22 protein-coding genes, 2 tRNA genes and 1 pseudogene are annotated in these 26,626 nt (G+C 60.2%); 20 read left to right on the top strand and 5 right to left on the bottom strand.

Features of this window, described 5'->3' with window-relative positions; all coding sequences use genetic code 11:
* Nucleotides 1-45 precede the first annotated feature (45 nt).
* The 3 genes from rsmA to DMP05_RS02290 all read left to right on the top strand — a co-directional run bounded on the left by rsmA (nucleotide 46) and on the right by DMP05_RS02290 (nucleotide 1,695).
* Nucleotides 46-963 carry a 16S rRNA (adenine(1518)-N(6)/adenine(1519)-N(6))-dimethyltransferase RsmA gene (gene rsmA, locus DMP05_RS02300; RefSeq protein WP_123218975.1) on the top strand — a complete coding sequence of 306 codons (918 nt, stop codon included), beginning with the start codon at nucleotides 46-48 and terminating at the stop codon, nucleotides 961-963.
* 167 nt (nucleotides 964-1,130) lie between these two features.
* Nucleotides 1,131-1,499 carry a Veg family protein gene (locus DMP05_RS02295; RefSeq protein WP_123218974.1) on the top strand — a complete coding sequence of 123 codons (369 nt, stop codon included), beginning with the start codon at nucleotides 1,131-1,133 and terminating at the stop codon, nucleotides 1,497-1,499.
* Nucleotides 1,500-1,619: 120 nt separating this feature from the next.
* Nucleotides 1,620-1,695 (top strand) — tRNA-Ala (locus DMP05_RS02290).
* Nucleotides 1,696-2,066: 371 nt separating this feature from the next.
* Here the strand turns inward: DMP05_RS02290 and DMP05_RS02285 are convergent.
* Nucleotides 2,067-2,567, bottom strand: a complete 501-nt coding sequence (locus DMP05_RS02285) for a YbhB/YbcL family Raf kinase inhibitor-like protein (protein WP_123218973.1) — start codon at nucleotides 2,565-2,567, stop codon at nucleotides 2,067-2,069.
* A gap of 217 nt (nucleotides 2,568-2,784) precedes the next feature.
* On the opposite strand from DMP05_RS02285, the gene DMP05_RS02280 reads away from it, so the two are divergent.
* From DMP05_RS02280 to DMP05_RS02255, 6 genes and pseudogenes are all read left to right on the top strand, one after another.
* Entirely contained in the window at nucleotides 2,785-3,150 is a 366-nt protein-coding gene (locus DMP05_RS02280; protein ID WP_123218972.1) for a hypothetical protein, read from the top strand.
* A 400-nt stretch (nucleotides 3,151-3,550) separates the two neighbouring features.
* Nucleotides 3,551-3,868, top strand: a pseudogene (locus DMP05_RS02275) (2-hydroxyacyl-CoA dehydratase); the annotation flags it as partial.
* 29 nt (nucleotides 3,869-3,897) lie between these two features.
* Entirely contained in the window at nucleotides 3,898-5,058 is a 1,161-nt protein-coding gene (locus DMP05_RS02270) for an aminotransferase class V-fold PLP-dependent enzyme (RefSeq protein ID WP_123218971.1), read from the top strand.
* Between the two features lie 2 nt (nucleotides 5,059-5,060).
* Complete coding sequence (locus tag DMP05_RS02265) at nucleotides 5,061-5,327, top strand: putative Se/S carrier protein (RefSeq protein ID WP_161957448.1); 267 nt, start codon at nucleotides 5,061-5,063, stop codon at nucleotides 5,325-5,327.
* Between the two features lie 163 nt (nucleotides 5,328-5,490).
* A complete protein-coding gene (gene yedF, locus DMP05_RS02260; RefSeq protein ID WP_123218969.1) occupies nucleotides 5,491-6,096 on the top strand; it encodes a sulfurtransferase-like selenium metabolism protein YedF in 606 nt (201 codons plus the stop codon).
* Between the two features lie 9 nt (nucleotides 6,097-6,105).
* Nucleotides 6,106-6,369, top strand: coding sequence for a putative Se/S carrier protein (locus DMP05_RS02255; RefSeq protein WP_148039675.1), 264 nt, complete (start codon nucleotides 6,106-6,108; stop codon nucleotides 6,367-6,369).
* Nucleotides 6,370-6,483: 114 nt separating this feature from the next.
* Here DMP05_RS02255 and DMP05_RS09785 read toward each other — a convergent pair.
* The 4 genes from DMP05_RS09785 to selD form a co-directional block, all read right to left on the bottom strand.
* Nucleotides 6,484-6,581 (bottom strand) — tRNA-Sec (locus DMP05_RS09785).
* Between the two features lie 120 nt (nucleotides 6,582-6,701).
* A complete protein-coding gene (gene selB / locus DMP05_RS02250; RefSeq protein WP_123218967.1) occupies nucleotides 6,702-8,627 on the bottom strand; it encodes a selenocysteine-specific translation elongation factor in 1,926 nt (641 codons plus the stop codon).
* 199 nt (nucleotides 8,628-8,826) lie between these two features.
* On the bottom strand, nucleotides 8,827-10,278 hold the full coding sequence (gene selA, locus DMP05_RS02245; protein WP_123218966.1) for an L-seryl-tRNA(Sec) selenium transferase: 1,452 nt from the start codon (nucleotides 10,276-10,278) through the stop codon (nucleotides 8,827-8,829).
* A 45-nt stretch (nucleotides 10,279-10,323) separates the two neighbouring features.
* Nucleotides 10,324-11,382: a selenide, water dikinase SelD gene (gene selD, locus DMP05_RS02240; protein ID WP_123218965.1), complete on the bottom strand. Its 1,059-nt coding sequence runs from the start codon at nucleotides 11,380-11,382 to the stop codon at nucleotides 10,324-10,326.
* Nucleotides 11,383-11,718: 336 nt separating this feature from the next.
* Here selD and DMP05_RS02235 point away from each other — a divergent pair, with 336 nt between their 5' ends.
* The 11 genes from DMP05_RS02235 (at nucleotide 11,719) to DMP05_RS02175 (ending at nucleotide 26,356) form a co-directional block, all read left to right on the top strand.
* On the top strand, nucleotides 11,719-13,329 hold the full coding sequence (locus DMP05_RS02235) for a peptidase U32 family protein (protein ID WP_244595012.1): 1,611 nt from the start codon (nucleotides 11,719-11,721) through the stop codon (nucleotides 13,327-13,329).
* Between the two features lie 379 nt (nucleotides 13,330-13,708).
* Nucleotides 13,709-14,572: a methylenetetrahydrofolate reductase gene (locus DMP05_RS02225; RefSeq protein ID WP_123218962.1), complete on the top strand. Its 864-nt coding sequence runs from the start codon at nucleotides 13,709-13,711 to the stop codon at nucleotides 14,570-14,572.
* Nucleotides 14,572-15,282, top strand: coding sequence for a vitamin B12 dependent methionine synthase (locus DMP05_RS02220; RefSeq protein WP_244595011.1), 711 nt, complete (start codon nucleotides 14,572-14,574; stop codon nucleotides 15,280-15,282). Before DMP05_RS02225 ends, DMP05_RS02220 begins: the two co-directional genes overlap by 1 nt.
* 355 nt (nucleotides 15,283-15,637) lie before the next feature.
* Nucleotides 15,638-16,735, top strand: a complete 1,098-nt coding sequence (locus DMP05_RS02215; protein WP_114615146.1) for an S-methyl thiohydantoin desulfurase family protein — start codon at nucleotides 15,638-15,640, stop codon at nucleotides 16,733-16,735.
* Between the two features lie 160 nt (nucleotides 16,736-16,895).
* Nucleotides 16,896-18,467, top strand: coding sequence for a hydantoinase/oxoprolinase N-terminal domain-containing protein (locus tag DMP05_RS02210; protein ID WP_123218961.1), 1,572 nt, complete (start codon nucleotides 16,896-16,898; stop codon nucleotides 18,465-18,467).
* 404 nt (nucleotides 18,468-18,871) lie between these two features.
* Nucleotides 18,872-19,957 carry an S-methyl thiohydantoin desulfurase family protein gene (locus DMP05_RS02205; RefSeq protein WP_123218960.1) on the top strand — a complete coding sequence of 362 codons (1,086 nt, stop codon included), beginning with the start codon at nucleotides 18,872-18,874 and terminating at the stop codon, nucleotides 19,955-19,957.
* 1,037 nt (nucleotides 19,958-20,994) lie between these two features.
* On the top strand, nucleotides 20,995-22,224 hold the full coding sequence (locus DMP05_RS02195) for a class II glutamine amidotransferase (protein ID WP_114615142.1): 1,230 nt from the start codon (nucleotides 20,995-20,997) through the stop codon (nucleotides 22,222-22,224).
* A 3-nt stretch (nucleotides 22,225-22,227) separates the two neighbouring features.
* Nucleotides 22,228-23,736: an FMN-binding glutamate synthase family protein gene (locus tag DMP05_RS02190; RefSeq protein ID WP_123218958.1), complete on the top strand. Its 1,509-nt coding sequence runs from the start codon at nucleotides 22,228-22,230 to the stop codon at nucleotides 23,734-23,736.
* 5 nt (nucleotides 23,737-23,741) lie between these two features.
* Nucleotides 23,742-24,215 (top strand): 4Fe-4S dicluster domain-containing protein, encoded by a 474-nt coding sequence (locus DMP05_RS02185; protein ID WP_123219040.1) that lies wholly within the window; start codon nucleotides 23,742-23,744, stop codon nucleotides 24,213-24,215.
* A 1-nt stretch (nucleotide 24,216) separates the two neighbouring features.
* Nucleotides 24,217-25,578, top strand: coding sequence for an NAD(P)/FAD-dependent oxidoreductase (locus tag DMP05_RS02180; RefSeq protein WP_123218957.1), 1,362 nt, complete (start codon nucleotides 24,217-24,219; stop codon nucleotides 25,576-25,578).
* Between the two features lies 1 nt (nucleotide 25,579).
* Complete coding sequence (locus tag DMP05_RS02175) at nucleotides 25,580-26,356, top strand: GltB/FmdC/FwdC-like GXGXG domain-containing protein (RefSeq protein WP_123218956.1); 777 nt, start codon at nucleotides 25,580-25,582, stop codon at nucleotides 26,354-26,356.
* The last annotated feature ends 270 nt before the right edge of the window (nucleotides 26,357-26,626 follow it).

The following is a 26,626-nucleotide window of genomic DNA, read 5'->3' as shown; positions in this document are numbered from 1 at the left end:
AAACGTGCCAATTAAAAGCAATGGGGACAAAGAAAAGGAAACTCTATGGCAATCGCATCGCATTTGGCATCGGTTGGAGCGACGCGCGACGTGCTTTCGCGCCACGGTTTGGCCACGAAACATTCGCTCGGCCAGAACTTTCTGGTGAACGATGCTGTTATCGCGAACATTTGCAAGCTTTCCGAGGTGTGTGAAGAAGACAACGTGCTCGAGGTGGGCCCGGGCATTGGCACGCTGACCGTGGCGCTTTTGCCTCGCGCGAAGCACGTGCTCTCCATTGAGCGCGACCCCGATTTGCCTGCCGTACTTGACGAGACGTGCGACGATTTCGACAATTTCACGCTCATCAGCAAAGACGCCTTGCGTCTGAACGACGACGATTTGATTGCTGCATTTGGCAAGCAGGCAGTCGAAGCGGGCGAGGCTCCCAACAAGTTCATTTCGAATTTGCCCTATGCTGTCGCGGCGACGCTCGTGCTCGATTATTTCCAGCGAATCCCCAGCCTGCAGAGCGCCACGGTTATGGTGCAAAGCGAGGTTGCCGACCGCATGGAGGCCGTTGTGGGCACGAAAGATTACGCTGCGTATTCGGTGAAGCTGCAGCTTATCGCAAAGGCTACGGGCCGCTTCCAAGTTTCGCCGGGCAATTTCTTCCCGCCGCCGCGCGTGACGAGCTCGGTTATTCGTCTTGACCGCCGCAACGACTTGGGCCTGTCTGCCGAGGAAATCGCGAATGCGAGCATGGCGGCCGACGCGGCGTTTTTCACGCGTCGAAAGACTATCTCGAACTCGATGAAGGGCTATTTCTCGAGCCGTGGCGAGCAGGGCAAGGCCATCGCTGCGAAGCTTCCTGAAATTCTTGCCGAAGCCGGCATCGACGCGAAGCGACGCGGCGAAACGCTCGAGCTGTCGGAATTCGTGGAACTTGGCCGCGTGCTTGCGAAGGCGAAGACCGAAGAATAAAACGATACGTGCCGCCGCCCGGCGCAAAAGCAACGGCACCTCAACGATAAATAGGCATCTACCTGCAGATTCTATGAATTCTTCCATTCCGTGGTATTATGCTCCCCTGCGTGTAATAAGTGCGCTGTATGTCGGCGCCGTACTATATATGAAAAGGAATCCACCGAATGGAACTTGAAAAGCAGGCAAATCTTGTCGGCGATATTCGTGCTGAGCTTATGGATCGCATCAATACCCGCCTGAAGGTTCGCGCGAATATGGGTCGCTCGAAAATCGTCGAATGCGAAGGTACGCTCATGCAGGCGCACCCCGCTTTGTTCGTCGTCGAGGTCGACCGCAAGCGTGGCCGCAAGGCTCGCCAGTCGTATCAGTACGTCGACATTCTTACCGGCATGGTCGAATTGTTCGACGCCGAAACGAAAGAGCCCATTTTCGGCAAGTTCATGGACGATGAAACCGAAGAGAACGCCGCGGCTTCGGCCCTTGAGGTGCTTCTGAGCGACGACCTTGAGGACGATGGCGACGACGATCTGTAAGCGGTTTCGTCGTCGATGCCGCCTAGGCCAGCACGTAATTTTCCCAAAGATGAAATTAAGTGTTGACACCTGAGCGACAAACGTGCAAAATACTTGCTTGCGCACAAGCGCGTCTTACGTGGGGATGTAGCTCAGCTGGGAGAGCATCACGTTCGCAACGTGGGGGTCGTGGGTTCGAATCCCATCATCTCCACCACGTCGTTTCAAAGGCCGTTCTTACGAACGGCCTTTTTATTTGCCGCTGCGCGGAAGCCCAACACTCCAGCTTAGCCTTCAATCGTCGCTCGCGTACAGGTAGTACGCGTCGCTCCTCTTTCAGGCCAATCTGAAGCGCTGGGCTTTCGCTCGCTGTCCTTGCCTGACCAACGATTCTTTTGTGGCAGAGATATGCCTTGAATCAGGCGATTGCCTGGCCTGTTTTGTTTTGCACGATAAAATGCCCTTTTATGCAGGGCTGGTGCAAATCGGGCGCAAATCTTTTTGCGATGCACCCTTCCCTGCGTGTTCCCCGTGTTTTGGCGTCGTGTGTGACAGTCGCGTGACAACGCTTTTTACATCTGGAAAACATTAGCACCTGCTGGGCAAAATCCTGCCTGCTTCGTCGATTGCATGTCCTCGACAGGCGTCGAGCAGTTCGTTGGCCCAGAAGGGGGCCTCGACGAGTGGTTCGTCATCGAGGGCGATAACCTGCAGCGTGTATTTGTGGTCGCGGTCGGGCGGGCAGGGGCCAACATACCCCACGCCTCGCTCGGGCTCGCTTTTCGCGGCGGAGTTATATCCCTGCACAAGGCGAGAGTGCTCGTTGCGGCTCAAATCGTCGGGAAACTCGATATCTCCCTCGAAGTCGCCATTTACGTAGGCGCACCAGTGAATCCATGGGAAGCCACATACGGGCACACTGTCCCAGTCGATGAAAAAAACGGCGAGTGCGCGCGTGCCATAAGGAACGCCCTCGACGGTAAAGGGAAACGAGCGGCGGCAGCTCCAGTCATAGCAGTCTTCGGGCGCTGCGTATTTTCCGTAAGCGTCGGGCAAATATCCTCGGTCGAGTTCCATTTGGATTCTCATGGCGACTCCTTCCGCTCGACAACGCGCTGTGCGCGCTGCGTATCGCTCGGTCTATGGCTCAATCATACCTTGCATGGCGCTTGCGTGCGGACAAATCTTTGTGAACCTTTGGGCTTTCGGCTTTTCGCGGGCTTGCCTGTGCGATTCGCGGTCTGCTTGCGCAGCTTCCCTTTGCGCCACGGTATGATGATTCGAATTCGAAGGAAAGGTGGCGCGTATGCGCATCCTGAATATCTCGGCGCAAAAGCCTGATTCGACGGGAAGCGGCGTGTATTTGGCGGAAATGGTGCGTTGCGAGCTTTCGGCCGGCCATGCAGCCGCCGTGGTCGCCGGCCTCGATGCGTCCGATGAACCAACGCTGCCTGAGGGCGCCGAGCCGTATTTCATGCGCTTCAACACCGAGGCACTGCCGTTCAATGTGTGCGGCATGTCCGATGTGATGCCGTATTTCGGGGCGAAATCGATCGGACCGACCCCCTCGGCCAGTGTCAATCACGCAGTCGTACTGCAGGAGCTCCTATGTGATTTCGGGCCATCGCGTATGCGGTGGCCCTTTTCGCATCGGCAAAGCGCTCCCGCATAAAATCTCCGCTTGCAGGGTTATAGCTTCCGTTTGCATCCCGCGCGCGCTACACTGACTCCATACACAGCAACGCCTCGTTCGACGACGAATTCTGCCCCCGTCGTCATTCTGCACGCGAAGCGTATGCCCCATATGCCTCGAAGGCGAGGCAACGCTCGCGCATCTGCAGCGCGTCCGCCATTCTGCACCGTCGCTCGACGTTTCTTTTTTGCGCCCTTATTCCTTATGGGCTGGTGATTCGTCGCGTGATAGTTATTGGAAACCGAGCGCGAAGGGCGCATGTGCGTATGGCCCCAGGGGTGGGATGCCGCCTTCGCACGAAGGGGGAATCGAACATGGCAGACAATCGTGAAATGTGGCAAAGCCTCGGCATGGACCTGGAAACCCATGACCAGCTGTGCGTCGTGCGCTCGCCCGCGTCTTCGATGCCACGAAAGCCGAAAACTGCATTCCCATTTCTGGCAAAGATCGCCTGCTCATGACCCAGATCGCCTTCTTCGACGACCCCGCCCGCTGCGCGCAGAAGGCCAACGAGCTCGCCGACGAGCTCGAGCAGCGCATCGCCGACGGCGTGAGCGTATTCCCCGAGGGCACGAAGCGCATCCTTATTACTGGCACGCCCATGGCCATTCCGTACATGAAGCTCGAGACCGATTATTCGCAAAGCGATGCGGGACAGCTTGAAACGCGCATTGCCGCGTTCATCGAAATGCTGTAAATCCCAACCGAGGAAACGAGGGAGCGCCCGTGATTTACTTGGACAATGCGGCCACGACGATGATGAAGCCTGAATGCGTGGTGCGCGCCGTGGCTGATGCCATGACGTCGTTCGGAGGCGTGGGCCGCGGCGTGCATTTGGCGTCAATCGCGGCGGGTATGGCGGTATACCGCGCCCGCGCGGCGGTGGCGAATTTGCTCGGTGCGCCGGGCGCTTCGAGCGTGGCGTTCACGAACAATGCCACCATGGCGCTCAATATCGCCATCGATGGCCTGCTCGCTCCGGGCCAGAGGGCGCTCACCACGGCCGCATCGCACAATTCGGTGCTGCGCCCGTTGTTCCGCCTGCGCGATACGGCTGACTGCTCGGTTGACATCGCGCCTATCGCCGCCGATGGCTCGCTTGATTTCGAGGTGTATGCCGAACTGCTCAAACACAAGCCTGCGCTGGTCGCGGTTACGCATGCGTCGAACCTCACGGGCGATGTGTACGATGTGGCGCGCATGTGCGCCATGGCCCATGAGGCGGGCGCGAAATTCGTGCTCGATGCCGCACAAACAGCTGGATCGTATCCGCTGAACATGGCTGAAATCGGCGCCGACGTGGTGTGCTTTACGGGCCATAAAAGCCTGTTGGGCCCGCAAGGGACCGGTGGCTTGTGCGTGGCCTGCGGAACCGAAATCGCCCCGCTTCTTGAAGGAGGCTCGGGCACGCACAGCTATGACGAACGCCACCCGCTTTTCATGCCCGAGCGCCTCGAAGCGGGCACGCTGAACGCGCATGGCGTGGCGGGCTTGGCCGCGGGTATTGGCTACATCGAGGGAACGCTTGGCGGGCCCTCCGGCGTGCACGAGCATGCGGGCGCGCTTGCGCAGCATTTCGCCGACGCCGTGTCGGGCGTTTCCGGCGTGAAGGTGTATGGCCGAAGCGATGCGTGCGATCGCGGCTCCATCGTGGCATTGAATATCGCCGATGTCGATTCGGCCGAGGTGGCCGACCGGCTGGCGAGCGATTACGACATCTGCGTGCGTGCGGGCGCCCATTGCGCCCCGCTTATGCATAAAGCGCTTGGAACTCAGAGCCAAGGCGCGGTTCGCTTCAGCTTCGCGGCAGCGAATACCGTAGCCGACGCCGATGCGGCAGCCAAGGCCGTGCGCGAAATCGCCCACGCCGTTGGCCAGGGGTGTTAGCGGTGCTTCAGGCGAAAGACGCATGCTACGTGCTCGTTCGCACGAGCACCGAAGGCTTTGATTTGTATCAGCGCCTCGTTGATGCTGGCGTTCCGGCGCGCGTGGCGCCTGCCCCGCACGGCATGCAGGCGTGTTGCGGCACTTCGGTGCTTCTTGACCCCGAAGTGGTCGATGCGGCGCGACCGGTTATCGAGGCCGCGCCGTACCCCATTGAGCGCATTGTGCGCGTCGCGGGCGCCATCAACCCTGCGCGCGACACGTATTGCTAGCGTTTGGCGGCCTTGCGACCTGCGACGTTGAACGCAAGGCCGCCCATTGTGCGCGAGTTTGGCCTTGTGCACTCCAAATTCGCGCGAATGCGCAAGGCCAAACTCGCGAATGGAAAATTGAGGTATATGCTGGCGTAAGCCAGAACAACGAAGGAGGCATCCCATGGAAACTGTCAATGCATTCGGTCTTGCGTGCCCCAAGCCGCTCATGATGGCGAAGGCGAAGATCGACGAAGGCGCGCGCGAGCTTTCCGTGCACGTTGACAACGAAATCGCAGTGAAGAACGTTTCGCGCTTGGCTGAAAAATATGGCCTCAACGTTGCCGTCGAGACCATCGAGGGCGGCTGGAGCGTGAACTTCTCGGAAGGCGACAGGAGCGTTGCGGCCGCAGCCGCTCCTGCTGCTGCGCCTGCCTGCACGCCGGCAGGCTGCGGATATGCCGTGTTCATTGGCAAAGACCACGTGGGCGAAGGCGATCCCCAGCTTGGCTATAACCTCATGAAAATGGCCATTTACACGCTTTCGGAAAGCGAAGACGTGCCGTCGAGCGTGCTGTTCATGAACAGTGGCGTGAAGCTCGTGGCTGGCGATGAGCAGCAGATCATCGATTCGGTGAACAAACTTATCGAGAAGGGCACCGAAGTGCTCGTATGCGGTACGTGCCTCGACTTCTATGGCTTAAAAGAGCAGCTCAAGGTTGGCGAGGTGTCGAATATGTATGACATCCTGGGCCGTATGCAAGAAGCCGCCAAGACCATTACGCTGTAAGGGCGCGCCGTGTCACATACCTACGTTATGGCGTTTGAGTCGACGCATGCGGCTATGGCATCGGAGGCAGCCCTTGGAGCCGCGCATGCGCACGCGGCCATGATTCCGACCCCGCGCGCGATATCGGCGGGTTGCGGCATGTCGATGCGCTTCGATGCGGAAGACGATGCCGCAGCGGGCATGCTCGCACGGGTGTGCGTCGATGCCCGAGGCCTCTCGGCGCTGTATCGCGAGATGTCGAAAACGGAATTCGAGCTTCTCGAGAAGCTGTAAAACCCGCAAAGCAAAACGAGGAAGGGTGTGCCCTTCCTCGCTTTTTTGTATATGGCGGTCGTTTTTTCGGTCAGCCAACAAAAAGCGCCGTTCATAAGAACGGCGCAGTAAAGCTGGCGGAGATGCGTGTGAATCGAACACACCCGAGACGTTCTGCGCGCCCCGCAACGGCTTTGAAGGCCGCGAGGTCCACCAGGAACCTATTCATCTCCATATGTCGGTTGCTTCAAAGGTCAAACCAGGCAAACATTCTACGCAATTTTCGCGGGGGCCGACGAGAAAAGTTATGCGGTCGTGAAAAGCGCGTAAGAGGGGGCCAAGAATCGATGGCGCTAAAGCGTTCGTAGGTCGCCATCGCGCTTCGTGATGCCCCTATCGTCGAGAGCTTCAAGCACGGGAATGGCGTTCTTGCGCGAAACGCCCATGGCGTCTTTCAAATCAGTGGCCAGCGAGGGCCCCTTCGCTTCGATATGGGCTCGCACGGCTTCGACAAGCTTGTTGAATACGGCGGCGTCGTAGTAGAGGTCGCGGTCGATTTTCACGGCGTGCCCCTGTTCTTCGAGGTCGCCGAGCGCGGCATAGGCTTCGCTCTTCGTGCAGTTGAGCGACGAGGCCACGCCATCGGCGAAGGGAGGCGTAAGCGTGCCTTCGAGAAGCGCGAATGCGGCATCGGCTCGCTCTTGGGCGCGCGCATGCGCGGCGGCCCCCGCGGTGGCATGGCTCAAAACGCCGTCCATGGATACGACGTCGCCTTTTTCAAGGGCGACAGCAAGAGCGGCGTCAAAGCGGGTGCCGTTGAGCGAAGGTAACGCTGCGTGGTTGAGCGCGGCTTTCGGCATGCCCAGCTCATTGGGCGATGTCGCGTGGAATTTCAGCAGCGTGCTCGCGATTTTCGAGGCGGCGCGCTGCAGAGTTTGTTTTGTAGCGAACAGGAGGTCGGCGTCGCTTCCCGCGGCGACGATATTTTTGCCGACAATGGTTTTCGCGATGCGTGCGGCTTCGGCTTCGCTCACGTCGAGGGCGCCTGCAATGTCGGCCACGGTGCGAATGGCATTGGGCTCTTCGATATATGCTTGAGCGGCGGCGGCCACATCGTCGCAAGCGAGGGCGGAAAGCACCGCCTTGTCGCTTTCGGAAAGAATGGAACGCCTACGCGGATGGCCGGCGAGCACGCGTCCGCCGCCGATGACGCGCACAGGCGTTGTGGCGCGAATGACGAATCGGTCGCCGCGAAGCACGCACAAAGGCTCGTCGAGGCGTATCTGCGCTGTGGCCTGCTCGTTTTGCTTGAGTTTGGCGTGGCCATCCATGAACAGCACGCGCCCGAACACCTCTTTGGTGCCGTGGGCGACGCGCACCGTGGAGCCCGATTCGAGCGCGCTGCTTGCGTTCTCGCAGTCGAAATACGTGAGTTCGCAATCGAAGCGGTCGCTGGCGTCGGGGACATCGAGCGCCGTGATGAAATCGCCGGGGCGCACGTCGTTGCGGCTCGCATCGGCGAGATTCATGGCTACGCGATGGCCTGAAAACGCGGCATCGACGCCTTCACCATGAATTTGCACCGAGCGCACGCGCGTTTTTTTGCCGCTTGGCAGCACGCGCACGGTGTCTCCGGATGCGACGGTGCCGCTCCACAGGCTGCCCGTAACAACGGTGCCCGCACCCTTCACGGTAAACGAGCGGTCGATGGGCATGCGCAAAAATCCCCCGTGGTGGGCGTGCTGCTGCTTCGATACGATATTCGCGAGCGCGGCTTTCAACTCGTCGAGGCCGCGGCCTTCGCGCGCGGCAACGGGAATGATTTCCGCTTCGGCATAGGGGCCGCAGGCGAGCGCTGCATGAATTTCCCCGCTCATGAATTCGACCCATTCCTCGTCAACCATGTCGCATTTGGTGAGCGCGACGACGATTTGTGGTACCGAGAGCAGGCGCAGCACGGCGAGGTGCTCGCGCGTTTGGGGCATGATGCCATCGTCGGCCGCCACGACTAAAATGGCGGCATCGATGCCCGTGGCTCCGGCGATCATCTGGCGCACGAACTTCTCGTGGCCGGGCACGTCGACGATGCCGACGGAAGCGCCGCCTGGCAAGTCGAGTCGAGCAAATCCCAGCTCAATGGTGATGCCGCGACGCTTTTCTTCGACCAAGCGGTCGGGGTCGGTGCCGGTGAGCGCTTGCACAAGCGTCGATTTGCCGTGGTCGATGTGGCCCGCGGTGCCAATGACGATAGAGGGTTCGTTGTATTCGTGGGTAGACATGGATGCCTTCTTTCAATTGTGAAGGGCTCGGCATTGGTGACGGGAAGGGGCTCCGGCGCAGTTCCGCACGAGTCGAACGCCTCGGTGGGGCGTTTGTGCGAGCTCAGGACTGTTTGAGCACGGGTGTCCCTTCCCGCTACCGATGCGTAGGTTGAAGACGCCCCTCGCTTGTCTCGGCGAGGGGCGTTGGAAGAGTGGCCTAATCCAGTGTTTTGAAGTATTCCGCAAGCGCGTCGGCGATGATTTGCTCGTCGCCGGGCAGCAGGCATCGCACGTCGAACAGGGTGCCTTCGTGTTTGGTGCGCGCCAGTACCGGTGAGCCCGCGCGGTTGCCCATGGCGCGTTCACAGTCGTTCGCGTTGCCGCGCAGGTAATCGATGCGCACGGCGGCGCCGGGAATATCGAGGGTGGGAAGCGACCCGCCGCCGGCCTTCTCGAATTCCTCCACGACCGAGACGCTTGCGCAACCGCTCGGAAGGCGCTCTTCGATAGCGGCGGCCAGAGCGTCGGCGGCTTCGCGCATTTCTCCCAGCGTCGCATTGAGCATGCGCAGCGTGGGAATGCGTTCGTAGGCGGTGCCGTCGAGATAGAGGCGCAGCGTGGCCTCGAGCGCAGCGAGCGTCATCTTGTCCAGGCGCATGGCGCGTGCGAGCGGATTTTTCTTCAGACGGTCGATATAGGCTTTCTTGCCCACGATGATACCCGCCTGCGGACCGCCGAGCAGCTTGTCGCCCGAGAATGACACCAAATCGCAGCCGCCCGAAAGCGACTGGCCTACGGTAGGTTCGGCGTCGGGCGCGTTCAAGATGGGCGGCAAAAGGGACCCGGAGCCCAAATCTTCATACACCACCACACGGTTGTGCGTGTCGGCGGCAGCGCGGCGCGCGTTCTCGGCGCGGGCGACGCCCACCAAATCGCGGGTGGTCACGCTTTCCGAAAAGCCTACGATGCAGTAATTCGAGGTGTGCACCTTTAAAAGCATCGCGGTGTCGCTCGTGATTGCGCGCTCGTAATCGAATACGTGAGTCTTGTTGGTGGTGCCGACTTCAACCATCTTGGCGCCTGAGGTTGCCATAATTTCAGGAATGCGGAACGATCCGCCGATTTCAACGAGTTCGCCGCGCGAAACCACCGCCTCGTGGCCTTTCGCGAATTCGGAAAGCACCATGAGGGTTGCGGCTGCGTTGTTGTTGACGGCCATGGCCGCCTCGGCGCCGGTGAGTGCGCATACAAGCGACTCGATGTGGTCGTGGCGGCTGCCGCGCGCCATGTTCTCGATGCTGTATTCGAGCGTGCAATAGCCGCGCGACACGTCGACAACGGCGTCGAGGGCCTCTTGCGCCAAGGGGCTGCGGCCGATGTTGGTGTGCAGAATGACGCCCGTGGCGTTTACCGCGGCGCGAAGCGAGGGGCGGGCGAGCGCGCGCACGCGGCATTCGGCTTCGCGTGCGGCGGCGTGCGAAGTGATGTCGACGTCTTCGCCTCGCAGCAAGCGTTCGCGCATGGCTTGGATGCTCGCGCGCACTGCATCGGTTATGGCGGCTTCGGGAATGCATGCGCGAATGGCGTCGCTCAATTCGACGAGTCCTACGACTTCGTCGACCTTGGGAAGCGCGCGCATGCGCTCATTGAGGCTCTTTTCGGTTGCCATAATTCTCCTTTGCGGCATATATGACAAAGTTCTTATAGGCGAACATTATTCCACTACGTGAATGTGCCCCGATTCGCCCTCTATCACGCGGCCAATTTTTGCGGGCGTGCGGCCGCAGCGTGCCGCGAACTCCTCTTCGAAAGTTGCGGCCGCTTCGGACGGTATGGCGCAGAGCATGCCGCCCGACGTTTGCGGGTCGCATAGCACGGCAGTGGCGTCTTCGCCCATTTGATTGTCGGGCACGTGCAAAAACGGCTGCGCAAAGTCTTCCACGGAAAACGAACGCGCCGGGCGGCACCATTGGCGCGCAAGATCGACGGTTTCCGCAAATGTTGGCACGTCGCTCCAGTTGATGCTCGCGGCGCACGTGCTTGCAGAGAGCATTTCGTGCAGGTGGCCCGCAAGGCCGAAGCCGGTTACGTCGGTCGCGGCATGCACGCCGGCGGCGACCATCGCCTCGCCCGCAGCGCGGTTGAGCTCGGCCATCGATTCGACGACTGGCGAGAACGCGGCATCGTCCAGAATGCCGACCTTGCGCCCCGCGCTCGCGATGCCCGTGCCGAGCGGCTTGGTGAGGTACAGGGTATCGCCCGGCTTTGCGCCTTCGTTTCGCACGAGCGCGTCGGGGGCGACGGTGCCGAAAACGCACAGGCCGTATTTCGGCTCCTCGTCGTCGATGGAATGGCCGCCCATAATAACGGCGCCCGCCTCGATGACTTTTTCGAGGCCTCCGCGCAGCATATCGCGCGGCACGTATTCAGGCAGGGTCGAATCCATGGCGACCACGTTGAGCGCCACATTGGGCACGCCGCCCATGGCAAAAACGTCGGAAAGCGCGTTGGCGGCGGCGATTCGCCCGAAGTCGTAGGGCTCATCGACGATAGGCGTAAGGAAATCAATCGTCAAAATGCCCGCGATGTTCGGCGCGATTCGCCATACGGCAGCGTCGTCGGCCGTGTCGAAGCCGAGCATGGCTTCGGGCGGCATCGTCTGCGCAATGGAGATGTCTTTCAAAATGCGTTCGAGGTCTCCCGGACCCCACTTCGCCGCTCAACCGCCACGTGAGGTGAGCTCGGTCAAACGAATGCGTTCTTTGTCGTTCACGATGCCTCCCGTCGCGTGGTTTCAATGGCTCCATCATAGCGCACTCGCGTGTGGGCGGAGCCTTTTGGACGTAGTAGAGACCGTCGACTTGGCGTTTGAGGGAAGAGTTTCAGCGGCATGATTTCCCTTTAGGAAGGGTGGGGATGCATCGGGAATGGGCGGCATCGAGAAGCGCAAGAAAACAGCTAAGCTCAGCGCGGCGGTCGCTCTTTGAGTGCTGACGGTTTTGCTCAAGGCCTCCTTCATTGAAGGGGCCTTTTGCATGTGGTCGTGCGGTTGTCGTTTGCATATTCGTCCGTAAAGCGTCTTTCGCCGTCCTTTTGCTATGCTGTGGCCATGATTACTTCACTGAAACACACCTGCGCCGGTATGGCGCGACCTATGGAGCTGCTGGCGCCCGCGGGCGGCATGGAACAGTTGGAATGCGCCGTCCATTTCGGCGCCGACGCCGTATATTTGGCGGGTAAACGTTTTGGAATGCGCCGCCGCGCTTCGAACTTCGATGATGCGGGCATCGCCTCTGCCGTGAAATTCGCTCACGAGCATGGGGTGAAGGTTTTTGTGACGGCGAATACGCTTATGAAAGATGGCGACGTGGCGGCTTTGCCAGATTTCTTCGCCATGCTGCAAAATGCCGGCGTGGATGCGGCCATCGTGAGCGACATGGGCGCGCTTTCCATATGCAAGCGTACGGCGCCAAAGCTCGAGCTGCATCTTTCAACCCAGGCATCGTGCATGAACGCCGAAGCTGCGAAGGCGTATTACGATTTAGGCGTGAGCCGCGTTGTTGTGGCGCGTGAAATGAGCCTTTCCGATATCGCTCGTATGCGCGAAAGCATTCCCGACGATTTGGAAATCGAAGCGTTCGTGCATGGCGCCATGTGCATGGCCTATTCGGGTCGATGCCTTATGAGCGACTACATGGTGAGCCCCTCGCGTGGTGCGAACAATGGACACTGCGCGCAGCCGTGTCGCTGGAAGTACACGGTTGTGGAAGAAACGCGTCCGGGCGAGCCTTTCTCGGTTATCGAGGAAGACGGCGGCAGCTTCATCATGAGCTCTACGGACATGAACATGCTTTCCCATGTGCGCGAGCTTTCCGAAGCGGGCGTCGACAGCATTAAGATCGAGGGTCGCGCGAAAGGCGCCTACTATGTGGCATCGGCCGTGAACGCGTATCGCCATGTGCTCGATGGCGAGCCTGCCGATGCGTGGCAGGCCGAGCTCGAAACTACGAGCCACCGTCCGTATTCGACGGGCTTTTACTTTGGCGCCCCTGGTCAAAACCAGGGCGTGAAGGAATATGCGCGCGATTACCAAATGGTCGCTCGCGTAGTTTCGTGCGGGAAGAACGCGCCCTCGTTGGCAGCGGGTGGACAGGTGGATGCGTCATCGCCAGCGACGGGCGAGGCCGCGGGCAATGTCTCGCGCCCGTTCCCGCAGGCCGTTGTTGCCAACCAGGCGGATGCGCCCGGTTGCAACGCTGCCGAGATTCAGTCGTGGCCCGAAGCCGGAATCGCTGCGCGTCGCCAGGCAATCGCGTCGGACCCCTATGCGGAAAAGAAGGGGTGCGTGAGCCTCTCGTTTATCGATGAGCTGGCCGCATCGCCTGCGCAGGCATATCGGGCAGTCGTGATGTGCCGCAACCGTTTCTTCGAAGGCGAAACCCTTGAGGTGCTCTCGCCTGGGCGCGGCGTGTTCACGATTCAGCCTACGCGTTTGGTATGGCACGCCGCCGACGACGCGAGCCCCGACGATGTGGAGCGCCGCCGCGAGGGCGTTCTTGCCGGCGCCGATCCGCGCGTTGCGGGCGGCACGCTGTGCGCTGTTAATGTGGCAAATCGCACGATGGAGACGTATTCGTTCGATTGCGGGGAAGAGCTGCACGCGGGCGATATTCTTCGCGTGTTTCGAACCGACCAGTGTGAAGGCCGAACCATCGAATAATGTATGAAAAGAAGGCGAACCCGGCATGGAGACGGTCCATGCCGGGTTCGCTGCATTTTGGGCGCAAGGCTGGCGCTCGATTTCTCGTGCATTTCTTGCCGCTGCAAATTACTCCATCGCGATAAAGCGCTATTATCCATATCGCTTAAGTTGGTAGTTTTTTTGCATCGACCCCTCGATTTTGCTCGATTTCGAAAGCAAGCGGTGCGCTTTGCCTGCGTTGATTTCGCGTCAAGCGCCCAATGGCGATGCTTTCGCTTGGGATGTCGAACCCACGAGGCGATTCGCGATAAGCCATAAAGAATGAATCGCCAAGCGGCAAAGCAGAAGCGGTGGGTCGAAGCAAAAACGATGGGCTGTTTTGCGCAAAGGAGTTCGCATGCACATCATCGATGTTTTTGGTGGCGAGAAGCTGCCCGTTTCGTTTGAAATTTTCCCCCCGAAAGGCGATCTTCCCGTGGAAGAAGCCCGCGAGGTTATCGGAGGCCTGGCGCCGCTTTCGCCGTCGTTTGTCTCCGTCACGTATTCAGCGGGAGGGTCGGGCAATTCCTCGCGCACGATCGACGTGGCGAAAATGGCGCAAGACGAATATGGCTTGAACATGATGGCCCACCTTACGTGTATGAACGCCGATCGCGCGGGCATCGATTCCGTGCTTGCATCGATGAAGGCGGCGGGTATTGAAAATGTGCTCGCCCTGCGCGGCGACGCGGTGCCGGGAGCGACCCCGAAAGATTTCAAATTCGCCAAAGACCTGATTCCCGTTGCGCGCGAGGCTGGTTTTTGCGTAGGCGCGGCGGCGTATCCGGAAGGACATATCGATTGCCTCGATTTCGACGAGAGCATTCGCCATTTGAAGGAAAAGCAGGACGCGGGCGCACAATTCTTTGTCACGCAGCTGTTCTTCGATAACGATGTTGCGCTGCAATTCCTCGATGCCGCGCGCAAGGCGGGCATTACCGTGCCTATCACGTTTGGCATCATGCCGTTTCTTTCGAAGGCACAAATCCAGCGCATGGTATTCATGTGCGGCGCGAGCTTGCCGTCGCCCATCATCAAGCTGCTCGCGCGCTACGAAGACGACCCGAAGGCGCTGCGCCAGGCGGGCATCGATTATGCGTGCCAGCAGTTCGTGGGCCTTTCGAAAGAAGGTGTCGACGGCTTGCATGTCTACACCATGAATCGCCCCGATATCGCACAAGCCGCCGTTCAGGCGCTGCGTGACGCGGGTGCGATTGCGTAATGCTTGGCTGCAAATTGCCCGACTACAGGGTTAATAGGGCAGAGGCGCTGCGCTATTTGGGCTACGCGGGGCAAACGCTCGATGCCGAGATGGAGGCGCGCATCGACAAAAACATCGCGGCGTGCGAGCGCGAGGCTCGACCGGGGTTCGTGTTTCGCTCGTTTCCTATCGAGGCGTGCGAGCGGGGCGTGCGGCTTGTGGGCAGCTCGCTTGTGCTCGAGGGCGCCGACATCGCGCGCCATCTGAAAGGTGCGGCGGAGTGCGCCGTTCTGGCTTGCACACTTGGCATGGCGAACGAAGCGGCCATGGCGCGGCGGAAAGCGCAGAGCGCGCTCGACGCGGCCATTTACGGTGCGGCGGGAAGTTCGCTCGTGGAAAGTGTGGCCGATGCGTGTGAAGCGACCGTGGTTGCCGATGCCGCGAAGCGAGGCATGCGCACGAACTGGCGCTATAGCCCCGGCTATGGCGATTTGCCGCTTGCGCTTCAGCCGGAAATCGTGCGCGTGCTCGCAGCCGACAAGCGCCTTGGCATGGTGGCGACGGAATCGAATTTGCTCATTCCCGCAAAGAGCGTCACGGCGTTCGTGGGCCTGTTCGATGCCGATGCGAAGCTCGACGAGGCTTCGGGCGTGAAGGCGAGCTGCGAGGGGTGCGCCTGCAGGCAGAACTGTACGCTGCGCGCCGCCGGCACGCCTTGTTGGAAGCGGTAGCGTACAGGTCCTTGCCTCCTTCTCGCAATTGGGAGCATATGCCTGATGCGCCCATTCCCCCGCATGTTAATAGTGGGGGAATCCTTTTATTGGGCGGCCAATCTTTGCATCCCAGTTTGAGTGGGAACGCCTTGTGGGTTCAGCGAATTCATAGGCGTTTTCGCGTTTTCATGGCCAAGCCGCCGTTATTGCCCTGGGGCGGCAATCGCGCGCATTCCGTCGCCGCTCGTAACGAAATTGTAAAAGCTCACCCGGTCGCTCATTCCTTTGTATGCTCCAATGGGGTAGAGTGCTCGTATGTGTATTGTGGCGAAAAGCCTACCTGGCAACGCCGTTTCAGGGAAAGGGGAACATCGTGCGCACTATTGGCAAGCGCGAAGTCGAGGATATGGCGGTTGGTGCCGCGGTTCTCGCATCAGGCGGCGGCGGCGACCCGTATATCGGCAAGCTCATGGCCCTTCAGGCCATTGATGAATATGGTCCGTTCCAAATGATATCGCTCGACGAGTTGCCCGATGACGCGTTCGTCTGCGCATCGCATATGTTGGGTGCGCCCACGGTACTCGTGGAGAAGGTTCCCAACGGCATGGAAGGCGTAGGCGCGGTTGATGCGCTGGAGAAGCGTCTGGGCCGTAAATTCGACGCGATTATGCCGCTCGAAGCGGGCGGCCTGAACTCCCTTCTGCCGTTTCAGGTGGCCGCGGCCAAGGGCGTGCCCATCGTCGACTGTGACGGTATGGGCCGCGCGTTTCCCGAGCTGCGCCATGTGACGTGGACGCTGTTTGACATTCCCGCGTGCCCGGCTGTGGTGTGCGACGAAAAGGGCGACGTGGTTACCGTCGAGGCTGTCGACAACGCATGGGCCGAGCGCCTTTCGCGCAACGCCGCCATTACTACGGGCGGCAGCGTGTTCATGGCCGACTACGCCATGACGGGCGCCCAGGCCAAGAAGGCCTCTATTCCCGGCACGTCGACCTATTGCGAGCAAATCGGCCGTGCCATTCGCGAGGCCCACGAACAAAACGTCGATCCGCTGCCGGTGATTCTCGATTTGCTCGGTGCATTCGAGCTGTTCCGAGGCAAGCTTGACGATGTGGCGCGTCGTACCGAGGGCGGTTTCGTGCGTGGCTACGCGCATTTCGCGGGCATCGACGATTATGCGGGCCGCGAATGCGAGCTGCGCTTCCAAAACGAGCATCTGCTCGCCAAATCGGGCGACGAGGTGTTGTGCTCGGCCCCCGACCTCATCGCCGTGCTCGATATTGAAACCGCGCTGCCCATTACCACTGAAGGCATGAAGTATGGTGCGCGTGGCGTAGTCATTGGCATTCCCGTGCATGAGCATTGGCGCAGCGAGCGCGGCCTCGAAATCGCTGGCCCGCGCTATTTCGGCTACGACATCGATTTCGTTCCCGTTGAGGAACGCGTTGTCGAAAGCGCGAACGAGCAGTAGGTTTTTTTGGATGAGCCAGCGGGGTTCTGGCGCGTTGAAGGTGCCGGGGTTTGACGTTTCTCGAAGCGGTTTAGCGGCCGTTTTCGGAAATGGCAAGCCCATAGGTTCCAACGCGCTACGCAAGCTCGCATCGGCATAGATATATGAAGGGATAGAAACGATGTCCAACAAAGACTGGCGCATTGGCATCGACGTCGGAGGCACCAACACTGACGCCGTTGTTCTTGACGAGAACCTGAATCTTATCTCGGCCGTGAAAAGCCCCACGACCGAAGACGTTATGAGCGGCATCGAAAACGCCATGGAGGCCGTGCTTGCCGGTGAGGGCGTTGATCGTTCCCGTATCGGCTACGCGATGCTTGGCACGACGCACTGCACGAACGCCATCGTCGAGCGCAAGCGTCTTGATCGCGTTGCCGTGATTCGCATCGGTGCGCCCGCGACGCGCGCCATCAAGCCTATGATCGATTGGCCGGCAGAGCTGCGCACGGCTATCAGCGATCAGTGGTTCCTTGTGGGCGGCGGGCACGAGTTCGACGGTCGCGAAATCGCCCCACTCGATGAGGACGAGCTGCGCCGCATTGCGAACCAGGTGAAGGGCGAATGCGACAGCGTTGCCATCACGAGCGTGTTTTCGCCGGTTGACGCAAGCCACGAGACGCGCGCCGCGGCCATCATGCGCGAGGCGCTCGGCGACGATTTCCCCATTTCCATTTCGAGCGAAATCGGCAGCGTGAGTCTGCTTGAACGCGAAAACGCCACCATTTTGAATGCGGCGCTCGTCGACGTTGCGAAAACCACATCGGAAAGCTTCATCGCGGCTCTTGCGGGTGAAGACATCACCGACGCTGAAGTGTACCTGTGCCAAAACGACGGCACGCTCATGAGCGCCGAATACGCCATGCGCTATCCGATTCTCACCATTGCGTGTGGTCCCACAAACTCCATTCGCGGCGCATCGTTTTTGACGGGCTTGAAAGACGCCGTGGTCGTCGACGTGGGTGGTACCACCACCGACCTGGGCGTTTTGACGCATGGCTTCCCGCGCGAGAGCATGCTTGCCGTGGAAATCGGCGGCGTTCGCACGAACTTCCGCATGCCTGACATTATTTCGATCGGCCTTGGCGGCGGTTCGATTGTGCGCCAGCACGAAGACGGCACCGTGACCGTCGGTCCCGATTCGGTGGGCTATCGCGTGACGAAAGAGGCGTTGTGTTTCGGCGGTCACACGCTCACCGCGACCGACATCGTGGTTGCGGCGGGCGCTGCTGAAGGCGTGGGCGACCCAGCGCTTGTGGCCGATTTGGATCCGGAACTCGTGAAGAAGGCTCGGGCCGTCATGACCGAAATGGTCGAAAACTGCGTTGACCGCATGAAGACGAGCGCGGGCGATATCGATGTCATTCTCGTTGGCGGCGGCTCCATTCTGGTTCCTAGCGAACTCGAGGGCGTAGCTCGCGTGCTCAAGCCGAACAATTTCGGCGAAGCCAACGCTGTGGGCAGTGCGATTTCTCAGGTGTCGGGCCAGATCGAGCGCGTATTCTCGCTCGACAAGCTCGGCCGCGCCGAAACACTCGAGGTCGCGAAGGGTCTGGCTACCGAAGAAGCTATCAAGGCCGGAGCCGATCCCGATTCGATTCAAATTGTCGAAGTGGAAGACGTGCCCTTGGCCTACCTGCCCGGCAATGCGACCCGCGTGCGCGTGAAGGCTGTGGGTGACCTGAAGATTTAATTGTTTTCGTCGTTCTGGCGAACGACGAAAGTTGTCGGCGCTGCGCTGGGTTCTGGCGGCGCATTTCGGGTTTGAGGTTGCGCCGTTCTACCGAACGGCGCACGAAGCCGGCGCTGCGCTGGGCTCTGGCGGCGCATTTCGGGTTCAAGCTGCGGCTCGCGTACCGAAGTACGCTTCGCCCAGCTGAGCTGGGCGCGCCCGCTCGGGCGCATAGGCAGGAATTGAAAATGCCACAGGCATTTTCAACGCCCGAAGTGCACTCGCCAGGGCCCATGCTCGCTGGCTTTTGGTGCGAATGCGCCTTTTGGAAGCAAGACGGACGAGTTGAGTTGGGCTTTGCCCAACTCTTATTCTTTATCAAAATACTTTAGCACTACAGCGCATTGGAGTGAAAGGAACGCCCCGTGAGATATTTGGGCGAACAAGAAGTTGAAGACATCGCGATGGGCGCGGCCGTTATGGCGTCGGGCGGCGGTGGCAATCCCTATGTGGGCATTCTCATCGCGAAGCAGTGCGTGGCCGACAATGGCCCTATTCCGCTGCTTATGCTCGATGAATTGCCTGATGATGCTCGCGTTGCGGTGTCTATGGGCCTTGGAGCGCCTACGGTGCTCGTCGAAAAGGTGCCCGCAGGCCCCGAGCCGGTCTATGCGCTCGAGGCGCTTGAACGCGAAGTGGGGCATACCTTCGATGCGCTTATTCCGTCTGAAGCGGGCGGCTGGAACTCGCTGCATCCTATGCTTCCTGCGGCGCAGCGCCACATTCCGCTGCTCGATGCCGACGGCATGGGCCGCGCGTTCCCTGAGTTGCAAATGGTGACGTGGTCGATGTACGGCCAATCGGCAAGTCCCATTGGTGTGGCCGATGAGCGTGGCAATACGCTGCTCATGCATGCGGCCACGAATAAGTGCGGCGAAGATTTGTGCCGCGGCGCTACGGTGGAAATGGGCGGCAATATTTCGCTCGCGTGCTACGGCATGATGGGCGCCGAGGCCAAGGCGCACAGCGTGGCCGGCACGTATACGCTGTGCGAAAACGTCGGCCGCATCCTGCGCCGTGCCCGCGAAGAGCGCTCCAATGACATTTCCGAGCTTCGCGAGACGCTTGGCGCGGTGGAGCTGTTCCGCGGCAAGGTCGAAGACGTGGAACGCCGCACCGTCGGTGGTTTCGCGCGTGGCTTGGTGCATTTGGAGGGCATGGATGCCTATAAGGGCGGCGTGCTCGATGTGCGTTTCCAGAACGAATTCCTCATCGCCGAGTGCAATGGGGAAGTGGTGTGCACGGCACCCGATCTTATCGCCATGTTCGATAGCGAAACGCTCACTCCCATCACGGGTGAGGCCCTGAAGTACGGTTGCCGCGCGATTGTGCTGGGCATTCCTTGCGCGCCGCAGTGGCGCACGCCTGAGGGTCTGGCCACGGTTGGTCCTGCCGTCTTTGGCTACGAGGGCGTGGAGTTCGTTCCTGTCGAAGAGCGCTGCAAGCAATAACGTGCTGCAACTGATGCGGCACCGCGCGGTCTGTGGCGATTTTTCGCCGCAAATGCGTTAAGGGAAGAAGGTTCGAAAAGACGGAAACACTTTCGATAATGATTCTCCGAAAGCGTTTCGCTGTTATACGAGACGAGCCCAATCAGGCCAATGGCCTGGCGGGGCTCGTTCTCTGTTTATGGCGAGGGTATTCGTTGCGCATGTGGGCCATGGTCGTTCTCTTGTTTGATATCGATTGCATTTGCGAGATGGGCTCTTGTCCATGGAACGATTTTTGGTCCGAGGCATGACCCTGCCCATGGCGGGAAATGCGCGAAGGGGGCCTCATTGCATAGGAATTGTATTTCTATGCCAGAAATGGCGGCTATGGGGCCTGTTTTTCGCGGGGCGGGACTTCGCTATGAAATCGATGTTGCCTCCCATCAGGCACAACGTATTCCTTATTGCGGGCCACTCGCTTTTTCTTGAATTATTGACCTTGCAGAAGGGCCCCATTGCGCCATTTTCTGCCACGACGCCCTTGTTTGGACGCAATGGACGATTCGGAGGAACGCGGCGTCGTTGCGCATGCTCGTCGCCTGCCGTCTGCCGTTCGCTGCCGATCTCCCGGTTCTGTCAATCGTTGTCTGCCGTTTGCCGCTTGGCGCCTGGTGCCTGGTGCTTGCCATTCTGTTTGGCCGCTGCTGTCTGCCCCTGGCCTCTCGGCTCTGTCGCTCGCCGCTCGCCGCTTCCCCCCGGCGCTTGCTCCTTTCCGTCCGCGTAGCGCTTTCCGCCGCCTTCTGCGAGCGTTCGCTATTCCTCCTATCGCCGTATGTCGAACCTCCGTGCTCCTCCTGCGGCGTTAACGCCTTTGAAACACACATTACACTTCGCTGTAACACGCGTGTCACGCTCGTGAAACGCTGCACCCATACCCTAAAAACACTACATTCGCTACCCAGCCCTTGCGGCGCGGCGCATCGCCACGCGCCCGTCGCGACGAGGCCGCCACGTCTCGAATTGCCCGGGTTGGGCCAATGGGGGAAATGAGGTGCAGCATGCACTATGCTGAAACGCCGCAGCAGGCGGCAGCCCGCGCACGCGCGCTTGACAGCCGCGGCCTGCGTGAAGGCGACGTGCGCATTCCCGCCGGATGCGCCATTGCCGGCATCATGGACAAGTCTGGCGCGCGCCATGACGGCCGCGACATTCTGAAGGCCATCGCGCTCATGCACGATCGCAGCAATGGCTTGGGCGGAGGCTTCGCCGCGTATGGCATCTATCCGGAATATGCCGACTTCTATGCGTTCCACGTGCTTTATGAAAGCCATGAAGCACGCATGAATACGGAAGCGTATCTCAACGAGCATTTTCTTTCCGAAAAGCAGGAGCGCATTCCCACCGCCACGGTGAAGGCGATCAAGAATCCGCCCGACACCTGGCGCTACTTCCTCACCCCGCACCCGTCTCACCATGAGCTTGAACTGGGCGAATTCGACGAGCAGGAATACGTCATGCAGTGCGTGTTCTACATTAATGCCCACATCGATGGAGCGTTTGTCGCAAGCTCTGGCAAGAACATGGGTGCGTTCAAGGGCGTGGGCTACCCTGAAGAAATCGGCGAGTACTACCGTATCGACGAATACAAGGCCTGGCTGTGGACTGCGCACGGACGTTTTCCCACCAATACGCCTGGCTGGTGGGGCGGTGCTCACCCGTTCACGCTTTTGAACTGGTCGATCGTGCACAATGGCGAGATTTCCAGCTATGACACCAACCGTCGCTACGTCGAGCAATTCGGTTACGACTGCGCGCTGCAGACCGATACCGAAGTCATCACCTATCTATTCGATCTGCTCGTTCGCCGCCACGGTTTCTCTCAGGAAATGGCCGCGCATATCATGGCCGCTCCTTCGTGGGATGCCATCGACCGCATGCCGCCCGAGCAAGCCGAATTCGAAACGGCGCTGCGTTGCGTGTATTCCGACGCGCTCGTGAATGGCCCGTTCTCGGTGATTTTGGGTTCGGAAGAGGGCCTGCTGGCCCTGAACGACCGCCTGAAGCTGCGCGCGTTGATGGTTGGCGAGAAAGACTCCATGGTGTATTTGGCCAGTGAGCAGGCGTCCATCGAGCTTGTGTGCCCCGATGTCGAGAATGTGCGCTCTATCGAAGGCGGCGTGCCGTTTGTGGTGCAGCTCGACGAGGTCGCGCGCGCCAAGCAGAACGCCGCTGCGGAAAACGAGCCCGACATCCACCAGCAAACGCGCATCACTCGGAAGGAGGCCTAAGCCATGCTCGATTTCACGTATCCGCGCTATAAGGTCGAGCGCGATCCCAACCAATGCATTCAATGCGGCGTGTGCGCGCGTCAGTGCGCTAACGAGGTGCATATGGTCGATACCGACTTGGGCCGTGTGGTCGCCGATCACAAGAAGTGCGTGAACTGCCAGCGTTGCGTGGTCATGTGTCCCACGAACGCACTTGCCATTACGAATTGGCCCCAGGTCGGCAACGGCTCGAACAACTGGAACCTTGCCGCCATGCAAGATATCGCCAAGCAGGCGCAAACCGGCGCTGTGCTGCTTTCTTCCATGGGCAATCCCCAGCATTATCCGATTTACTGGGATCATCTGCTGCTCAACGCGAGCCAGGTTACCAATCCTTCCATCGACCCGCTGCGCGAGCCTATGGAGACCCGTGTGTTTTTGGGCAGCCGTCCCGAGGCGCTGCGCATCAATGAGCGCGAGCGCAAGGTGGTCTCGCCGATGCCGCCCCGCATCAAGCTCGATGTGCCCATTATGTTCTCGGCCATGAGCTTTGGTTCTATTTCGCTGAATGCCCAAAAGTCGCTCGCCATGGCGGCCGAGGAGCTGGGCACCTATTTCAACTGCGGCGAAGGTGGCCTGCATAAAGATCTCGAGAAATATGGCAATCACGCTATCGTGCAGGTAGCGTCGGGCCGTTTCGGCGTGGATATGCACTACCTCGAAACCGCGGCGATGATCGAAATTAAAATCGGCCAGGGCGCAAAGCCCGGCATCGGCGGACACCTTCCTGGCGAGAAGATCAATGATGAAGTGTCCCGCACCCGCATGATTCCAAAGGGCACTGATGCTATTAGCCCTGCACCGCACCATGACATCTACTCCATCGAAGACTTGCGCCAGCTCATTTTCAGCTTGAAGGAAGCGACGCACTACACAAAGCCCATTTCGGTGAAAGTGGCTGCCGTCCACAACGTGGCCGCTATCGCGAGCGGCATGGCACGCGCGGGCGCCGACGTGATCGTCGTCGACGGCTTCCGCGGCGGCACGGGTGCAGCGCCGGCTCGCACGCGCGACAACGTGGGCATTCCCATTGAGCTCGCGCTTGCGAGCGTTGACCAGCGCCTTCGCGACGAGGGCATTCGTAGCCGCGTGAGTCTGGTGGCCGCCGGCTCCATTCGCAATTCGGCCGACATCGTGCGTGCCGTCGCTTTAGGCGCCGACGCTGTGTACTGCGCAAGCTCCGCGCTTATCGCTCTGGGCTGCCATCAGTGCCAGGCGTGTGCAGGCGGCAAGTGCAATTGGGGCATCGCCACGCAGCGCGCCGACCTCACGAAGCGTCTCAATCCCGAAATCGGTGCCGAGCGCGTGGTGAATTTGGTCCGCGCGTGGAACCACGAGGTTCAGGAGCTCATGGGCGGCATGGGCATCAATGCCATCGACAGTTTGCGCGGCAATCGGCTTATGCTGCGCGGCGTGGGGCTGAACGAGAAAGAACTCGAGATTCTGGGCGTGAAATACGCAGGGGAGCAGTGATCGGCATGAAGAGGATTTACGCGATTCCCGAATGGTGCGTGAATTGCCGCCGTTGCGAGGTGGCTTGCAAGGCTCAGCATTCGCCGTGGCCAGGAAACATCGTGAAGGCGTTTACGCTTGCGGGCGATGAAATCTACAACCGCGTGCGCGTCGAGGGCGACAACATCGTGAGCTTCGCGGCGAATTGCCGCCATTGCGCCAAGCCAAAGTGCGTGGAAGGCTGCATCTCGGGCGCCATGCAGCGCGACCCTGAAACCGGCGTGGTCACGAGCGACCCGTCGCGTTGCGTGGGCTGCCGCACGTGCGTGAGCATGTGCCCGTTCGGCGCCATTTCGGTTGTTCCGGCTCCTTCGGGCGTGAAGTCCATTGCGCTGAAGTGCGATTTGTGCGGTGACGGCGCGGGCGCGCCGGGCGAGCCGAGCTGCGTTGCGGCCTGCCCGAATCGCGCACTCATGTACGTGGAAAGCGAGGCGATGTAGCATGGCGCACCATACGTGTGATTACTTGATTATTGGCAATTCTGCGGCGGGCGTGACTGCGGCGGAATTCCTCTCTGCGGCTGCGCCGGATAAGAGCATCATCATGGTTTCCCACGAGCCGTATCGCTGCTATGGCCGACCGCTTATCTCGTATTTACTCGAAGGCAAAACCGACCGTGAACATCTCGATTACAAATCGGCCGATTTCTACGAGAAGCGTGGCATCGAAACGCTGTTTGGCGCTGAGTTTGAAGCCGTGGCGCTCGATGTTTCCGCCCATGAAGTGAAGCTTGCGGGCGGAGAAGAGATTTCCTACGGGAAGTGCCTGCTCGCTACGGGCTCCGTCCCCTTCATTCCTCCTATTGCCGGCATGGAGGGCCGCACGAACGTGCATACGTTCATTACGCTCGATGATGCGTTGGCGGCCTGGGACGATGTGCTCGCAGCAACCGAGCGTGCGCATGCGGAAGGTCGTGAAAGCCGTGTCGTGGTGATTGGCGGCGGCCTTATTGGCATGAAGGCGGCCGAAGCGCTGAGCCACCATGCCGACCGCATCGATGTGTTCGATCGCAGCCCGCGCATTTTGCCTGCCGTGCTCGACGCAGATGGTGCCGCGGTTGTCTCGCGTCTTATGGAGCCGCACGGCATTTTCTGCCATCCCAGCATGTCGGTTGACGAGATGCTTGGCGAAGGCGAGCGCGTGACGCATGTGCGCCTGACCGATGGTTCCGACGAAGCGTGCGATATGGTTATCGTCGCGGTCGGCGTGCGCCCGGCGAGCAAGCTTGCCGTCGAGGCGGGCGCCGAGCAGGGTCGAGGCCTTATATGCGGGCCCGATTTGCAAACGAGCCTGCCCGATGTGTACGCTGCAGGCGATGTGACCCAGGTGACCGATGCGCTTGACGGCAGCGAGCGTCCCTTGGCGTTGTGGCCCAATGCCGTTCGTCAGGGTCGCATTGCCGCCATGCACATGGCGGGCGTGCCCGGCGCCCTTCCCGATGAGGGCAGCTTTGCGGTGAATGCGGTCGATTTCTTCGATATCACACTTTTAACCTCGGGAATCATCAATCCGCCAGTCGATGGCGATTTCGATGTTCGCGTAGAAGTCGAAGGCGACGAATATGTGAAATTCGTCATGCGCGACGGCAAGCTCGTGGGCTACGTGCTGCTGAATCGACCCGACAATGCGGGCATGTATACGGCGATGATCGAGCACGGAGTGCCTGTGGCATCGCTTGCCGCCGATACGTTCGATCGCGTTCCCCTCAACATCGATTTCCCGCAAGGGGCCGCACGCATGCATCGCGGTTACCCGTCGACGCTCAATGAGCTTGGCTGGCCCAAGGCAGAAGGCGAGGAGTAACATGGCAGAATTCGGAAACCTTCCCACGATTGAGCCCGTCGTTGAAAAGCTCGACGGCAAAACGGTGGTCACGCTCGGCACGGTGCATTTCACCGAGGGCAACGCCGCGGTGCGCGCGGCTCTTGAAGATGCCGACGTGGTGGAGCTGCGTGAAACGTTCGCCCAGCGCTATCTGGGATGCGGCATGCCCGCGGGCAAGCGCCTCGAGATTCATGGCGTGCCCGGCAACGACATGGCGTGCTACATGGATGGCGGTGAAATCGAGGTCTTCGGCAATGCTCAAGACCAGGTTGCCAACACCATGAACGATGGCGACATCGTAATTCACGGGCGCGTGGGCGATGCTGCGGGCTACGGCATGCGCGGCGGCCGCATTTTGGTGCGCGACGGCTGCGGTTGGCGCGTCGGCATTCACATGAAGCAGTATGGCGACAAGGCGCCGGCTATCGTGATTGGCGGAGACGCCGGCAGCTTTCTGGGCGAATACATGGCCGGTGGAGTAATCGTGCTCATGGGCACGGCGGGTCCGTATTTGGCAACGGGCATGCATGGCGGCGTGATTTACCTGAAGCATGTGCTCGACGAGCGCGATATTCCCGCTGGCCTGGTGCAAGAGCCGGTCGATGAGCACGATTGCCGCGTGCTTGCGCGCCTGCTTGGCGAATATAACGAGAAATTCGCCGGAGAAATTGGCGGTCCGGTCGATGCTACGGGCGAGGGGTTCTTCCGTCTGCGCCCCGCAAACAGCCGCCCCTACGCCAGCATGTACGCGAACTGATGCTAATGAACGGCGCACTTGCTTGACGCCGCACGGGATTCTGACGGTGTATTTCGTAGCCAGCTGAGCTGGCTACGCCCGCTCGTGCGCGGAAGTTTGGGATTGAATATGCCGTTTGGGTATATTCAATGGCTCGCGTGCCGAAGTATGCGTCGCCTCTGCCTCGCTCGAACTACACTCGCCAGAATCCCGCTCGCTGACTTTGTTCGTCCAGCGGCGGCTCGTTTTGACCATCCTATCGGCCCGCGACAACGTGGCGACCGCGTGGCC

The sequence above is a fragment of the Slackia isoflavoniconvertens genome (assembly GCF_003725955.1).
Lineage (GTDB): Bacteria > Actinomycetota > Coriobacteriia > Coriobacteriales > Eggerthellaceae > Slackia > Slackia isoflavoniconvertens.
Note: the sequence above shows the minus strand (reverse complement) of the source record. Positions and strands in the feature narration are given on the sequence as shown.

Coding starts and splice junctions, on each gene's coding strand:
- DMP05_RS02180 (WP_123218957.1), top strand. CDS start 24,217: ATGGCGCACCATACGTGTGATTACTTGATTATTGGCAATTCTGCGGCG.
- yedF (WP_123218969.1), top strand. CDS start 5,491: ATGGAAACTGTCAATGCATTCGGTCTTGCGTGCCCCAAGCCGCTCATG.
- DMP05_RS02220 (WP_244595011.1), top strand. CDS start 14,572: ATGCTTGGCTGCAAATTGCCCGACTACAGGGTTAATAGGGCAGAGGCG.
- DMP05_RS02280 (WP_123218972.1), top strand. CDS start 2,785: ATGCGCATCCTGAATATCTCGGCGCAAAAGCCTGATTCGACGGGAAGC.
- DMP05_RS02210 (WP_123218961.1), top strand. CDS start 16,896: ATGTCCAACAAAGACTGGCGCATTGGCATCGACGTCGGAGGCACCAAC.
- DMP05_RS02185 (WP_123219040.1), top strand. CDS start 23,742: ATGAAGAGGATTTACGCGATTCCCGAATGGTGCGTGAATTGCCGCCGT.
- DMP05_RS02175 (WP_123218956.1), top strand. CDS start 25,580: ATGGCAGAATTCGGAAACCTTCCCACGATTGAGCCCGTCGTTGAAAAG.
- DMP05_RS02225 (WP_123218962.1), top strand. CDS start 13,709: ATGCACATCATCGATGTTTTTGGTGGCGAGAAGCTGCCCGTTTCGTTT.
- selB (WP_123218967.1), bottom strand. CDS start 8,627: ATGTCTACCCACGAATACAACGAACCCTCTATCGTCATTGGCACCGCG.
- DMP05_RS02190 (WP_123218958.1), top strand. CDS start 22,228: ATGCTCGATTTCACGTATCCGCGCTATAAGGTCGAGCGCGATCCCAAC.
- DMP05_RS02285 (WP_123218973.1), bottom strand. CDS start 2,567: ATGAGAATCCAAATGGAACTCGACCGAGGATATTTGCCCGACGCTTAC.
- DMP05_RS02195 (WP_114615142.1), top strand. CDS start 20,995: ATGCACTATGCTGAAACGCCGCAGCAGGCGGCAGCCCGCGCACGCGCG.
- DMP05_RS02295 (WP_123218974.1), top strand. CDS start 1,131: ATGGAACTTGAAAAGCAGGCAAATCTTGTCGGCGATATTCGTGCTGAG.
- DMP05_RS02235 (WP_244595012.1), top strand. CDS start 11,719: ATGATTACTTCACTGAAACACACCTGCGCCGGTATGGCGCGACCTATG.
- rsmA (WP_123218975.1), top strand. CDS start 46: ATGGCAATCGCATCGCATTTGGCATCGGTTGGAGCGACGCGCGACGTG.
- selA (WP_123218966.1), bottom strand. CDS start 10,278: ATGGCAACCGAAAAGAGCCTCAATGAGCGCATGCGCGCGCTTCCCAAG.